10 protein-coding genes are annotated in these 13,418 nt (G+C 57.1%); 4 read left to right on the top strand and 6 right to left on the bottom strand.

Annotated elements, in window-relative coordinates; all coding sequences use genetic code 11:
- Positions 1 to 5: 5 nt before the first annotated feature.
- The 4 genes from lolE to ACSOSI_RS10750 form a co-directional block, all read right to left on the bottom strand.
- Positions 6 to 1,253 carry a lipoprotein-releasing ABC transporter permease subunit LolE gene (lolE, locus tag ACSOSI_RS10765; protein ID WP_012006427.1) on the bottom strand — a complete coding sequence of 416 codons (1,248 nt, stop codon included), beginning with the start codon at positions 1,251 to 1,253 and terminating at the stop codon, positions 6 to 8.
- Positions 1,253 to 1,957: a lipoprotein-releasing ABC transporter ATP-binding protein LolD gene (lolD, locus tag ACSOSI_RS10760; protein ID WP_012006426.1), complete on the bottom strand. Its 705-nt coding sequence runs from the start codon at positions 1,955 to 1,957 to the stop codon at positions 1,253 to 1,255. The genes lolE and lolD overlap by 1 nt, the downstream gene beginning before the upstream one ends.
- On the bottom strand, positions 1,950 to 3,152 hold the full coding sequence (gene lolC, locus ACSOSI_RS10755; protein ID WP_261136148.1) for a lipoprotein-releasing ABC transporter permease subunit LolC: 1,203 nt from the start codon (positions 3,150 to 3,152) through the stop codon (positions 1,950 to 1,952). The genes lolD and lolC overlap by 8 nt, the downstream gene beginning before the upstream one ends.
- Positions 3,153 to 3,270: 118 nt before the next feature.
- Positions 3,271 to 3,912 (bottom strand): helix-turn-helix transcriptional regulator, encoded by a 642-nt coding sequence (locus ACSOSI_RS10750; protein ID WP_026142320.1) that lies wholly within the window; start codon positions 3,910 to 3,912, stop codon positions 3,271 to 3,273.
- A gap of 86 nt (positions 3,913 to 3,998) precedes the next feature.
- Here ACSOSI_RS10750 and ACSOSI_RS10745 point away from each other — a divergent pair, with 86 nt between their 5' ends.
- A complete protein-coding gene (locus ACSOSI_RS10745; RefSeq protein WP_476707037.1) occupies positions 3,999 to 4,982 on the top strand; it encodes a threo-3-hydroxy-L-aspartate ammonia-lyase in 984 nt (327 codons plus the stop codon).
- Positions 4,983 to 5,133: 151 nt separating this feature from the next.
- Entirely contained in the window at positions 5,134 to 8,616 is a 3,483-nt protein-coding gene (mfd, locus tag ACSOSI_RS10740) for a transcription-repair coupling factor (protein WP_126501597.1), read from the top strand.
- 32 nt (positions 8,617 to 8,648) lie between these two features.
- On the opposite strand, the gene ACSOSI_RS10735 is transcribed toward mfd, so the two are convergent.
- Positions 8,649 to 9,749 carry a GGDEF domain-containing protein gene (locus ACSOSI_RS10735; protein WP_012006421.1) on the bottom strand — a complete coding sequence of 367 codons (1,101 nt, stop codon included), beginning with the start codon at positions 9,747 to 9,749 and terminating at the stop codon, positions 8,649 to 8,651.
- A 200-nt stretch (positions 9,750 to 9,949) separates the two neighbouring features.
- Between ACSOSI_RS10735 and ACSOSI_RS10730 the strand changes: the two genes are divergently transcribed.
- Positions 9,950 to 10,435, top strand: coding sequence for a heme-degrading domain-containing protein (locus ACSOSI_RS10730; protein WP_476707036.1), 486 nt, complete (start codon positions 9,950 to 9,952; stop codon positions 10,433 to 10,435).
- Positions 10,436 to 10,665: 230 nt separating this feature from the next.
- Positions 10,666 to 12,354, top strand: coding sequence for a C4-dicarboxylic acid transporter DauA (dauA, locus tag ACSOSI_RS10725; protein ID WP_476707035.1), 1,689 nt, complete (start codon positions 10,666 to 10,668; stop codon positions 12,352 to 12,354).
- A 186-nt stretch (positions 12,355 to 12,540) separates the two neighbouring features.
- On the opposite strand, the gene kdsA is transcribed toward dauA, so the two are convergent.
- Positions 12,541 to 13,395 carry a 3-deoxy-8-phosphooctulonate synthase gene (kdsA, locus tag ACSOSI_RS10720; RefSeq protein ID WP_012006418.1) on the bottom strand — a complete coding sequence of 285 codons (855 nt, stop codon included), beginning with the start codon at positions 13,393 to 13,395 and terminating at the stop codon, positions 12,541 to 12,543.
- Positions 13,396 to 13,418: the final 23 nt, after the last annotated feature.

The following is a 13,418-nucleotide window of genomic DNA, read 5'->3' as shown; positions in this document are numbered from 1 at the left end:
TTTGATTATTGTCCGCTCAACACTCGTGCCGGATCGATACGGCTGGCACGCCTGGCCGGATACCAGCTAGCCAACAGGCTGAGTACCAGCGCGGTCACCAATACAATCACCACGTCCAGCCAGTGCAGCTCGGAAGGCAGGAAGTCGATGAAGTAAATATCTCCCGACAGGAATGAGTGCCCCATCAGTTTTTCCAACCCTTTGATGATATTGGTCAGCTGCAGCGAGGCGATCACCCCGACCACCACGCCACTGACGCTGCCCACCAGCCCGGCCAACAGGCCGTACCAAATAAATATGGCGCGGATAAACCCGTCTTTGGCGCCCAGGGTGCGCAGCACGGCGATATCGCCGCTCTTGTCCTTCACCGCCATCACCAGAGTTGAAACGATATTAAAGCAGGCAACGCCGATCACCAGCACCATCGCCAGATACATGATGGCGCGGATCATCTGGATATCGCGGTACATATAGCCGTAGGTGCCAATCCAGCTCTTGATGTAAACGTAGGAGTTGGTGACTTCACCGGCGTCACGCACCAGTTTGTTGGCGGCAAACACGTCGTTCACCTTGATGGCTATGCCGGTCACGCTGTCGCCCATATCCAGATACTGCTGGGCATCAGCCAACGGCACCATCGCCAGGCTGTGATCGAGCTGCCCGCTGAGCTGCAAAATTCCGGTCACGTGCAGACGAATGCGTTTGGGTTGCAACAGCTTCATTTGCGGATCGCTGTTGGGGATCATCACCGTCACATAACTGCCCTGCTTGACGCCCAATGCATCCGCAACCCCCTTGCCGAGGATCACCTGTTGCTCACCGCTTTTGAAATTGGCCCAGGCATCGCCCTGCACGTATTTCGGCAGCGCACTGAGCTGGTTTTCCTGCTGAGGATCAACGCCTTTGACACCGACCGCACGCAGCTGTGCGCCATTTTCCATCAGGCCGGTAAAGTTGATATAGGGGGCGGCGGCGAGGATGCCCGGCACCTTCTCCACCCGTTGCAGAATCGACGACCAGTCTTTGAACGGCTGTTTCACCGGTTCGATTTCACCGTGCGGCACCACCGCCAGAATGCGGTTTTTCAGTTCGCGCTCAAAACCGTTCATGGCACTCAGGCCGACGATCAGCACCGCCACGCCCAGCGCAATACCGATAGTTGAAATCACCGAAATCAGTGACACCATACCGCCACGCTTGCGTCCACGGCTGAAACGCAGGGCCGTCAGAAAGGAAAGTGACGCGCCTGCCATTACTCAGCCCCCAACAGGGTCAACTGGGCCTGCAGATGGCCGTCAGCCATTTCCAGCTGGCGACTGAGGCGCTTGGCCAATTGCAGATCATGGGTCACCACCAGGAACGCGGTGCCCTGGCGCACGTTCAGTTCACCGAGCAGATCAAAGATGCTGTCGGCGGTGCGTTTATCCAGGTTGCCGGTGGGCTCATCCGCCAATACCAACGACGGATTATTGACCAGTGCGCGGGCTATCGCCACGCGCTGACGTTCACCGCCGGACAGCTCTGAAGGCCGGTGCTTGCTGCGTTTTTCCAGCCCGACCGCGGTCAGCATTTCCAGCGCCTTTTCCTGCGCCTGCGCCGGTTTCATGCCGCCAATCAACAATGGCATGGCGGCGTTCTCCAGGGCGGTAAAGTCCGGCAACAGGTGGTGGAACTGGTAGATAAAACCAAGCTGGCGGTTGCGCAGTTCGGCCTTGGCCGCCGAGGACAACGTATTCAGCGACTGCCCCTTGTAGACAACCTCGCCGGAGGTCGGTGAATCCAGCCCGCCCAACAGGTGCAGCAGAGTACTTTTACCGGAGCCAGAACTGCCGACAATCGCCATCATCTCGCCCGGCTGCATGGCAAAACTGACATTACGCAGTACGTCGGTATGCAGGTTGCCTTCCTGATAAGTCTTGCACAGGTTGTCGCACTGCAACAAAAGATGGTTACTCATAACGTAAAGCCTCAGCGGGTTGTACGGCGGCAGCGCGCCATGAAGGGTAAAGCGTGGACAACAGGGAAACCGCCATCGCCGCTACGGCAATGACCGTCACCTGCAGCGGATCCACCGCCACCGGCAGCGATGCGCCGTCAATCAATGCGCCGAGGATCGGCATCAGGTTATTAAGATTGCTGGCCAGTAACACCCCGAGCAGCGTGCCGAGCAGCGAACCGATAATACCGGCGCTGGCACCCTGTACCATAAACACCGACATCACCTGTCGACGCGTCAGGCCCTGGGTCTGCAAAATAGCCACTTCGCCCTGCTTTTCCATTACCAGCAGGCCAAGGGAAGTAATAATGTTAAATGCCGCCACCGCCACGATCAGGCTAAGCAACAGCCCCATCATGTTCTTCTCCATACGCACCGCCTGGAACAGCTCGCCCTTGCGTTCGCGCCAGTCTTTCCATTCGGTACCCTGCGGCAATTTCTGTTGGCTGAGGGTATCCACCGTCAGCGGCTGCTGCAGGAACAGGCGCCAACCGGTGATATTGCCGGCCGGATAGCGCAACAGGCGCGAAGCGTCCTGCTGATTGACCAGCATCTGGGTACCGTCTACTTCACTATTGGCGTGGAAGGTGCCAACCACGGTAAACAGACGCTGGATCGGAATGCGGCCCATCGGCGTGAACTGGCTGGCGCTCGGCACCATCACCCGCAGCGGATCGCCACGTTTAACGCCAAGTTGCCCGGCTAGCTGTTCGCCGATGATGATGTTGTATTGGCCCGGCTGCAGCTGTTGCTGTTTGACGTTCACCAAAAACGGCGTCAGCGGATCGGCTTCGTCCGGGTTCACCCCCAGCATCACCCCCACCGCCACGCTGCGGGCGCTTTGCAGCACCACGTCACCGGTAGTCAAGGGCGCCACGCGGCTGACGCCCTGCAGGCCCTGCACCGCCGATGCCGGGATCTGTTGAGGATTGACTGACCCCTGCGGGCTAGTGATCAACGCCTGCGGCATCAGGCCGAGGATGTTGTTCTCCAGATCCTTTTCAAAACCGTTCATCACCGACAAGACGGTAACCAACGCCATCACCCCCAGCGTAATGCCGATGGTGGAAAGCCAGGACACAAACCGCCCGAAGCGGTCTGAAGCTCGCCCGCGCATGTAGCGCAGGCCAATGAATAACGCGACAGGTTGATACATGAAATCCGTTTTGTTGCCGTAGCTTAAGCGAAAGTGATCAAGGATAATAAAGGCTATACCCCGTTTAGGGAACCACCCTGACGCCTTTTATTCCGCCGATCGCGTTAACGGCAGCACGTCACCCGGCGTCACGCTTTAACAGGTTGTAAACCGACACCCGCGAAATACCCAAGGCTTCCGCCGCCATGGTCGCTGCCCCGCGCAGTTGCAGATAGCCCTGCTGCTTTAACAGTTGGAGCGCCTGAAAACGTTGCTCGGAAGAGAGTGCACGCGGAGCGGTGGCGTGCGAAGCCGCAAAGTTGTTGATCACCGAGGCGATGTCCGACAGCGAGCGCACGCCTTCGGCAACCGGCTGCGGCGTGCTCTGCACCACCGCGGTTAACTGCTGCAAAATAGCGGTGGCACTGTTGAAAATCGAAACGTCCAGATTAAGACAAATCGCTGCCACAAAAACGCCCTGACTGTTGCGCAGACCTATTGAAGTGCTCTTGGCCGGGCGGCCGTCCGGGAAGGCATTGGCATAGTTTTGCACCACGTCTGGAAAATCCGGCGAGGCAATACGTTCCAGCCCCATTTCGCTGGCGGCGTCACCAATGTTGCGGTTAGACAGATTATTGGCGATGGCGACGATAGCATTCTCCGGCTGGGTCAGATCGTGCAGCACCACTTCACAACTGGGGGCAAACATCACGCCCAGCGCCTGGACAATTTTTTCCGCTTCGCGCAGTAACAGCGCATTTTCCTGTCTGAGATCACTCATTCACTTAACCGTTTGACAATAACTTAACAAAGAGTAAATTAAAATTTCCGGGTAATCAATCAACCTTTCACCAGCGCGAGGTCGCCATGAGTTCAACGCCCCACTGTATCACCGCCGCCGATATCTCTACTGCCGCAGAAATCCTGGCCGGACATGCCATCCGCACGCCGGTCATGACCTCGCAGCAGGCCGATCGCCTCACCGGCGCGCAACTTTTCTTTAAATGCGAGAATTTCCAGCGCGTCGGCGCCTTCAAGTTTCGCGGCGCATACAATTCGATTGCTCAATTGAGTGATGCACAGCGTAAGGCTGGGGTGATTGCCTTCTCCTCCGGCAACCACGCGCAGGCCATGGCGTTAGCAGCCCGGGAATTAGGGGTTAGCGTAACCATAGTGATGCCACACGACGCCCCTGCGGCCAAACTGGCGGCAACGCGCGGTTACGGCGCCAAGGTGGTGATTTATCAGCGCCACAGCGAAGACCGCGCCGCCATTACTCAGCGACTGGCGGCCGAACAGGGCCTGACCATAATCCCTCCCTATGATTACCCGCAGGTGATCGCCGGTCAGGGCACGGCCACCAAAGAACTGATTGAGGAAGTCGGTCCTTTGGATGTGTTGCTGGTCTGCACCGGCGGCGGTGGCTTGCTGGCCGGCAGTGCGGTCGCAGCGCACCACTGGTCACCGGGCTGTAGGGTATTTGGCGTGGAGCCACAGGCGGGCAATGACGTACAGCAGGCATTCCGCAGCGGTCATCCGGTACAGATCCCGGTACCGAAGACCATCGCCGACGGCGCACAGACTCAGCAGGTGGGTGCGTTAACCTTCCCGATCATTCAGCAGTACGTTGAGGATATCCTGACGGTCAGCGACCAACAGCTGTGTCAGCAAATGCGCTTCTTTATGGAGCGGATGAAAATGGTGGTCGAACCGACCGGTTGCCTGGCCGCAGCGGCGGCGATGAATTCGCTGCTCGATTTGCGCGGCAAAAAGGTCGGGGTGATCGTCAGCGGTGGCAACGTTGACGTCGATAAAATCGCCGACTATCTCGCCATGGCGGCGCAAGAATAACGCCATCAGGTGGTTAAACATACGCCAATAGACCGCCGCATCGCGCTTTTACCTGTGTCAGTTTACTGCCCAGTGGGCTAGTATTAGCGGGTAAAGGCGCAGCGTGATTTGTGCCAGGGCGAAATTTAACACATTGATTAAAGATACCTTCATGAGCATCTCCGATAACCGTAACCGTTCTGCTTCTTCTTCATCCTCCCGTTATTCCCTGCCTGAGCGCGCGGGCGATTTGCGCCAGTTGGGGCAACTGACCGGCTCGGCCTGTGCCGTGGAATGCGCCGAGATTGTCGAACGTCACAACGGGCCGGTGATGCTGATCGCCCCGGACATGCAAAATGCCCTGCGTCTGCGCGACGAAATTCAGCAGTTTACCGATCAAATGGTCACCACGCTGTCCGACTGGGAAACCCTGCCCTACGACAGCTTCTCGCCGCATCAGGAAATCATCTCCGCCCGTCTGTCGAGCCTGTACCATCTGCCGACCATGGTGCGCGGCGTGATCATTCTGCCGGTCAATACTCTGATGCAGCGCGTTTGCCCGCACGAATTCCTGCACGGCCACGCGCTGGTGATGAAAAAAGGCCAGCGCCTGTCGCGCGACAAACTGCGCGCTCAACTGGAGCAGGCCGGCTACCGCAGCGTTGATCAGGTGATGGAGCATGGCGAGTTTGCCACCCGCGGTGCACTGCTTGATCTGTTCCCTATGGGTAGCGAAGAACCTTACCGCATCGATTTCTTCGATGACGAGATCGACAGCCTTCGCACCTTTGATGTCGACAACCAGCGCACGCTCAGCGAAGTCGATGCCATCAACCTGCTGCCGGCCCATGAATTTCCAACCGACAAAAATGCCATCGAGCTGTTCCGCAGCCAGTGGCGTGAGCAGTTTGAGGTGCGCCGCGATGCCGAACATATTTATCAGCAGGTCAGCAAAGGCACCTGGCCGGCCGGTATCGAATACTGGCAGCCGCTATTCTTCAGCCAGCCACTGCCTTCGTTATTCAGTTATCTGCCGGACAACACGCTAATCGTCAATACCGGTAATCTGGAGAGCGCCGCCGAACGCTTCTGGCAAGACGTCAACCAACGCTATGAGAGCCGCCGCGTCGATCCTATGCGGCCGCTGTTGGCCCCGGACAGCCTGTGGTTACGGGTTGATGCGCTGTTTGGTGAACTGAAAGCCTGGCCGCGCATGGCGCTGAAAACCGAAGAGCTGCCTGCCAAAGCCGGTAACACCAATCTGGATTACCGCACACTGCCGGATCTGGCGGTACAAGCCCAGCAGAAAGCGCCACTGGACAGCCTGCGTCACTTTATTGAAAGCTTCGACGGCAGCATTATTTTCTCGGTCGAAAGTGAGGGACGCCGCGAAACGCTGCAGGATCTGCTCGGCCGCATCAAGCTCCGTCCTTCACTGATCCAGCATCTCGATCAGGCCGAGGCGGCGGGCCGTTACATGATGGTCGGCGCCTCCGAACGCGGTTTCCTCGACGGCATGCGCAACCGGGCCTTGGTTTGCGAAAGCGATCTGCTCGGTGAACGCGTCAGTCGCCGTCGGCAAGACAATCGTCGCACCATCAATACCGATGTTCTGATCCGCAATCTGGCAGAATTGCACCCCGGCCAACCGGTGGTGCATCTGGAACATGGCGTTGGCCGTTACGTTGGTCTGACTACGCTGGAAGCCGGAGGCATCAAGGCCGAATACCTGATCCTGTCCTACGCCGGTGAAGATAAACTCTACGTGCCGGTCTCGTCGTTGCATCTGATCAGCCGTTACGCCGGCGGAGCGGACGAAAATGCGCCGCTGCACAAACTGGGCGGTGATGCCTGGTCGCGCGCGCGGCAAAAAGCCGCCGAGCGGGTGCGCGACGTGGCGGCAGAACTGCTGGATATTTACGCCCAGCGCGCCGCCAAAACCGGCTTTGCCTTTAAACATGACCGCGAACAGTATCAGCTGTTCTGCCAGGCCTTCCCGTTTGAGACCACCCCGGACCAGGAGCAGGCGATTAACGCCGTGCTGAGCGACATGTGCCAGCCACTGGCCATGGACCGCCTGGTGTGTGGTGACGTTGGCTTCGGCAAAACCGAAGTGGCGATGCGCGCCGCCTTCCTGGCGGTGGAGAACGGCAAACAGGTTGCGGTACTGGTGCCAACCACCCTGCTGGCACAGCAGCATTTCGACAACTTCCGCGATCGCTTCGCCACCTGGCCGATCCGCATTGAGATGATGTCGCGCTTCCGCAGTGCCAAGGAACAGCAACAGGTGATGGACGATGCCGTCGACGGCAAAGTAGATATCATCATCGGCACCCACAAACTGCTGCAGAGCGATCTGCGCTGGAAAGATCTGGGGCTGCTGATTGTCGATGAAGAACACCGATTCGGCGTGCGCCACAAAGAACGCATCAAGGCGATGCGTGCCGATGTGGATATCCTGACGCTGACCGCCACGCCGATCCCGCGTACTCTGAATATGGCCATGAGCGGCATGCGCGACCTGTCGATTATTGCCACCCCACCGGCCCGCCGTCTGGCGGTAAAAACCTTTGTACGTGAGTACGACAGCCTGGTGGTACGTGAGGCTATCCTGCGTGAAGTTCTGCGCGGTGGCCAGGTTTACTACCTGTATAACGACGTTGAAAACATCGAAAAAGCCGCAGCAAAACTGGCGGAATTAGTGCCGGAAGCGCGCATTGCCATCGGCCACGGCCAAATGCGTGAACGCGATCTGGAACGGGTGATGAATGACTTCCATCACCAGCGCTTTAACGTACTGGTCTGCACCACCATTATCGAAACCGGCATCGATATTCCCAGCGCCAATACCATTATCATCGAGCGTGCCGATCGCTTCGGGCTGGCGCAGCTGCACCAGCTACGTGGCCGCGTCGGACGTTCGCACCATCAGGCCTACGCCTATCTGCTGACGCCGCCCCCGAAAGCCATGAGCACCGACGCCCATAAACGCCTGGAAGCCATAGCATCACTGGAAGACCTGGGTGCCGGCTTTGCCCTGGCCACCCACGATCTGGAGATCCGCGGCGCAGGCGAACTGCTCGGTGAAGACCAGAGCGGCCAGATGACCACCGTGGGTTTCTCGCTGTATATGGAACTGCTGGAAAGCGCAGTGGACGCACTTAAAAACGGACGCGAGCCTTCTCTGGAAGATCTCACCAGCAACCAGACCGAAGTGGAGCTGCGCATGCCGGCCCTGCTGCCGGACGATTACATTCCGGACGTCAATACTCGCCTGTCGTTCTATAAGCGCATCGCCAGCGCGAAAAACGACGGTGAACTCGAAGAGTTGAAGGTGGAGCTGATTGACCGCTTTGGCCTGCTGCCGGATCCGGCGCGCAACCTGCTGCAAAGCGCGGCGCTGCGTCAACATGCGCAGTTACTTGGCATCAAGCGCATCGAAGGTAATGAACGCGGTGGGTTCATTGAGTTTGGCGAAAAAAACAAGGTCGACCCAGGCTATTTAATTGGGCTGTTGCAAAGCAATCCGCAGATCTATCGCCTGGACGGGCCGAGCAAGCTGAAATTTATGCTGGATCTGACCGATCGCCAGAAACGCCTGAAATTTACCGAAGAGCTGTTGACCGCATTCCGCGAGCATACGCTGGCGGCCTGAGCCAATAACCCCTTCTGATCCGTCAGGAGAGGTTATTGCTGCCGAAAGCCGGCCCCCAGGGGCGAAAACGGCATCAGCCGGCTGCAGACCACCTGGTTTTTCCCGCCACGTTTGGCCTCATACAGGGCTTCGTCCGTCACCTCTATCGCTTTATCTACCGCCATACCGGGCAAATACAGTGAGGCACCGATAGAAACGGTGATTTGTGTCTCGTTGCCTTCATCGAGCAAAAATATCGTTGTCTCCACGCTGCGACGAATGCGTTCCGCTACCCCGCCGATAATCTTCGGATCATAGCTGGCGGTGATCACCATAAACTCCTCACCGCCATAGCGACCGACAAAATCTTCGCTACGCACGCTGTTTTGCAACAACTGCCCCATCTGGGTCAGCAGCAGATCTCCGGCCAAATGACCGTAGGTGTCGTTGATACGCTTGAAATTATCCAGATCGAGGATCATCAACCCGCAAGGACGCCGTTCCGCCTGTTGCAGCATCAACCGGTAATCGACGCTGGCGCGGTTACTTATGTGGGTCAGGCTGTCGGTGGTGGCTTTATCACGCATCGAGAAATAGGCATGGATATGCCGCTCTTTGAAGTTCAGCGCATGGTAGCAAATCGCCAGACACAGGGCAGCGATGACTTGATACAGCAACACATCCAGCCACAGCGTCCACATATCGACCCAAAACCAAACCACCGCGATACGGTATAACGCAATCACACCGATAGTCAGGTAGAACACCCTATTCGACTTTCTCAGCCAGACCCGCGACAACAGCAACGGAATGATGATCGAACCGATAAACAAGTTATCGACGGTGAAGCCGCCGCTCAAAGCCAACGACGTCAGGTAGCACACCAACCCACTGAGTGCACCACCATAGAAGGTCACCAATATCATCGGGATCATGGCGAAGCTGTAATGCACGTTGCCAGCCAGCTCCAACCGGTTCTGATTCAGAAACAGCGTCGTCAGCCCGGCTAACAGGCCGAAAAGCCCGCGTTTCCAGGCTTCTGACTGATAGGAAAAGGGGGCGTTTTTGCTGAGGGCAAAATAGCTGACTGACAGTGTTGCATAGGTAATGCAGGCGTCACTAAACAGGGAGGGGATTGACGCAACGTAAGTCATAAATATTCGCTATGCTCCGCGGAAATTACAGGGTGATTAAGCAATAAATTTTGAGCACCAATCCCTGTCTCATCCATTCCGGCATGGAACATATTACTCGGATTAATAATAGACTAGCAGTTCTATGTTATTTCCAAGGTATCTATCCCACCTGCCCGGTTCAGGATAGTCTGTCAGTCACCTTGAGAGGAGCGACAGCTATGAATATCGATGATGATTTGCAAGCGCTGACCCAACAGGAAGCGACGTTGACCTTCAGTCACTTTGACCATAATACCGCCTGGGAACTGGGATCGGCATTGAAATCCGCTGCAGAACGCGGCCGCCTGTCCATCGCCATCGAAATCCAGCTTGCGGGGCAAACGCTGTTTTATTATGCCATGCCCGGCACCACGCCCGACATTGCGGACTGGGTGCGACGTAAACGCAACGTGGTGAATCACTTCCACAAAAGTTCTTACGCTATCGGCCTGCGTCTGCAGCAACGCCAATCGACGCTGGAAGAGCGCTATGGACTCAGCATACGCGACTACTCGGCACACGGCGGTGCCTTTCCGATTAATTTAGCCGGGCTCGGCTGCATCGGCACCATCAGCATTTCCGGCTCGCCGCAGTTGGAGGATCATAATCTGCTGGTCAGCACCCTGGCTCACTTTCTCGGCTTATCCCTGCCGGCAGTGCATTAAGCGATAAAACCCACGCTATTCTCCTCAGGCTGGTCGTCAGAGTCGCGACCAGCCTGCCGTCTGTTATTTATTGCCATTTTGAAAGAGTCTACTTTCATTTTCCCGCGGCGCATTGATGTATGTCTAGGAAACAGCGCCACAACTGGCGTATGGTGTCTGTCAGCTATTCGAGACGGACCGCAACCGGCCCGCCATTCCGTTCTCTTTTATAGACTTGGTTTACACCCCAGATGAAAACGCATGAAATTAACGGCATTCGGCCGTTTAGCGCACTGATTGATGCCTGTTGGCGAGACCCCTATTCCCTGCAACGTCTGCTAAAAGACGCCATCGCCGGCGTCACCGTCGGCATTATCGCCATTCCCCTGGCGATGGCACTGGCGATTGCCAGCGGCGTTCCTCCTCAATATGGGTTGTACACGTCGGCGGTCGCCGGGATTGTGATCGCCATTAGCGGTGGCTCGCGCTACAGCGTTTCCGGGCCTACCGCCGCCTTCGTGGTGATCTTGTATCCGGTTTCACAGCAGTTCGGCCTCTCTGGCCTGTTGATCGCCACCCTGCTTTCCGGGCTGTTTTTGGTGCTCATGGGGTTGGCACGTTTCGGTCGACTAATTGAATATATTCCCCTTTCGGTGACGCTGGGCTTTACCTCCGGTATTGCCATTACCATCGCCACCATGCAGGTGAAGGACTTCTTCGGTCTGCAACTAGCGGAGGTGCCGGAACATTATGTGGGTAAGGTCTACGCCCTGCTGCAGGCACTGCCCACGCTGGATATCGGCGATACACTGATCGGCGCAGTGACCCTGTTGATCCTGATATTCTGGCCGAAACTTGGCCTGAGGGTACCGGGCCATTTACCGGCGTTGCTGGCAGGTACTGCGGTGATGGGCATTCTGGCGCTGTTTGACCACCCGGTGGCAACCATCGGCTCTCGTTTCAGCTACCTGCTGGCCGACGGTACGCAGGGCCAGGGCATTCCGCCCATTTTGCCGCAGTTGATGCTGCCGTGGGATCTGCCGGCCGGGGACGGCAAGCCGATGGCGCTGAGCTGGCAGACAATTTCCGCCCTGCTACCGGCGGCATTCTCCATGGCCATGCTGGGCGCCATTGAATCCCTGCTGTGTGCCGTGGTGTTGGACGGCATGACCGGCAAGAAACACAACTCCAATACCGAGCTTATCGGCCAGGGAGCGGGCAATATTATCGCTCCGTTCTTTGGCGGCATTACCGCCACTGCCGCCATTGCGCGTTCCGCAGCCAACGTGCGCGCCGGGGCCACTTCGCCCGTGTCCGCCATTATCCATGCGTTGCTGGTGCTGTTGGCGCTGCTGGTGCTGGCGCCGTGGCTGTCCTGGCTGCCGCTGGCGGCAATGGCGTCGCTGCTGCTGATGGTCGCCTGGAATATGAGTGAGGCCCATAAGGTGGTTTATTTGCTGCGGCGGGCACCGAAGGACGACATTCTGGTGATGCTGCTGTGCCTGTCGCTGACGGTGCTGTTTGATATGGTGATCGCCATTACCGTAGGCATAGTGCTGGCTTCTCTGCTGTTTATGCGTCGCATTGCGCGCATGACACGCTTGAGCGAACTGGGCGCCGAAAACGGCCGCCTGGTGCTGCGAGTGAATGGTCCATTATTCTTCGCCGCCGCCGAACGCATTTTTAACGAGTTGCTGGTACGCAGTGAAAGTTATGACGTGATTGTCTTGCAGTGGGATGCGGTACCGGTGCTGGACGCCGGTGGCCTGGATGCCCTGCAGCGCTTTATTGAAGCCCTGCCACCAGGCAAGCAACTGGCGATCACCGATATGCCGTTCCAGCCGTTGAAAACGCTGGCGCGAGCGCGAGTACAGCCGATTGAGGGGAAACTGCATTTCTACGCAACGCTACCCGAAGCCTTGGCCGAGCTAGACGCCTAAAAACCTAAAGCCCGACAAGTCGGGCTTTAGGTTGCTGACAAACCCGTATAAAGGTTGAATCGGTAGGGGTCGAACATGTTCGACCCGATTTAACTCGTTGATTATGCTATAGGGCGTAGCATGCAGCGCCCCTACCACTAAGCAACAGAGCTTTTTATCAACCGTCTGAGAGTTTGCTTATCGTACTTAGTTGCTGGTATCGAGCTCTGGGAAACTCTTCACCAGATCGTCGATGGCTTTCATCTGCACCAGGAACGGCTCCAGCTTGTCCAGCGGCAACGCGGACGGGCCATCACACTTGGCGCTGTTCGGCTCTGGGTGCGCTTCAATAAACAGCCCAGCCAGGCCAACCGCCATACCGGCACGCGCCAGTTCGGCAACCTGCGCACGACGACCGCCGGATGCGGCACCAAACGGGTCACGGGTCTGCAGGGCGTGGGTCACGTCGAAGATCACCGGATGACCGCCAGTGGCATTTTTCATCACGTTGATACCCAGCATGTCGACCACCAGATTATCGTAACCAAAGTTGCTGCCGCGATCGCACAAGATCACCTGATCGTTACCGCCTTCCTTGAACTTGTCGACGATATTGCCCATTTGGCCCGGGCTGACGAACTGAGGTTTCTTGACGTTGATCACCGCACCGGTTTTCGCCATCGCTTCTACCAGATCGGTTTGGCGTGCCAGGAATGCCGGCAGCTGGATCACGTCAACCACTTCGGACACCGGCTGCGCCTGTGAAGCTTCATGCACGTCGGTGATGGTTTTCACGCCGAAGGTCTTTTTGATTTCTTCGAAGATCTTCATCCCTTCTTCCAGGCCCGGACCACGGTACGAGTGGATGGAAGAACGGTTGGCTTTATCAAAAGAAGCTTTAAAAACGTAAGGGATGCCCAGTTTTTGCGTCACGGTGACGTAGTGTTCGCAAATGCGCATCGCCAGATCGCGTGATTCCAGCACGTTCATACCGCCAAACAGCACAAACGGCAGATCGTTCGCTACGTTGATGTCACCAATGCTAACCACTTTCTGTTTCATGCTTTCGCCTTTGTTGATGTTAA

The sequence above is a fragment of the Serratia sp. AR11 genome (assembly GCF_056376275.1).
Note: the sequence above shows the minus strand (reverse complement) of the source record. Positions and strands in the feature narration are given on the sequence as shown.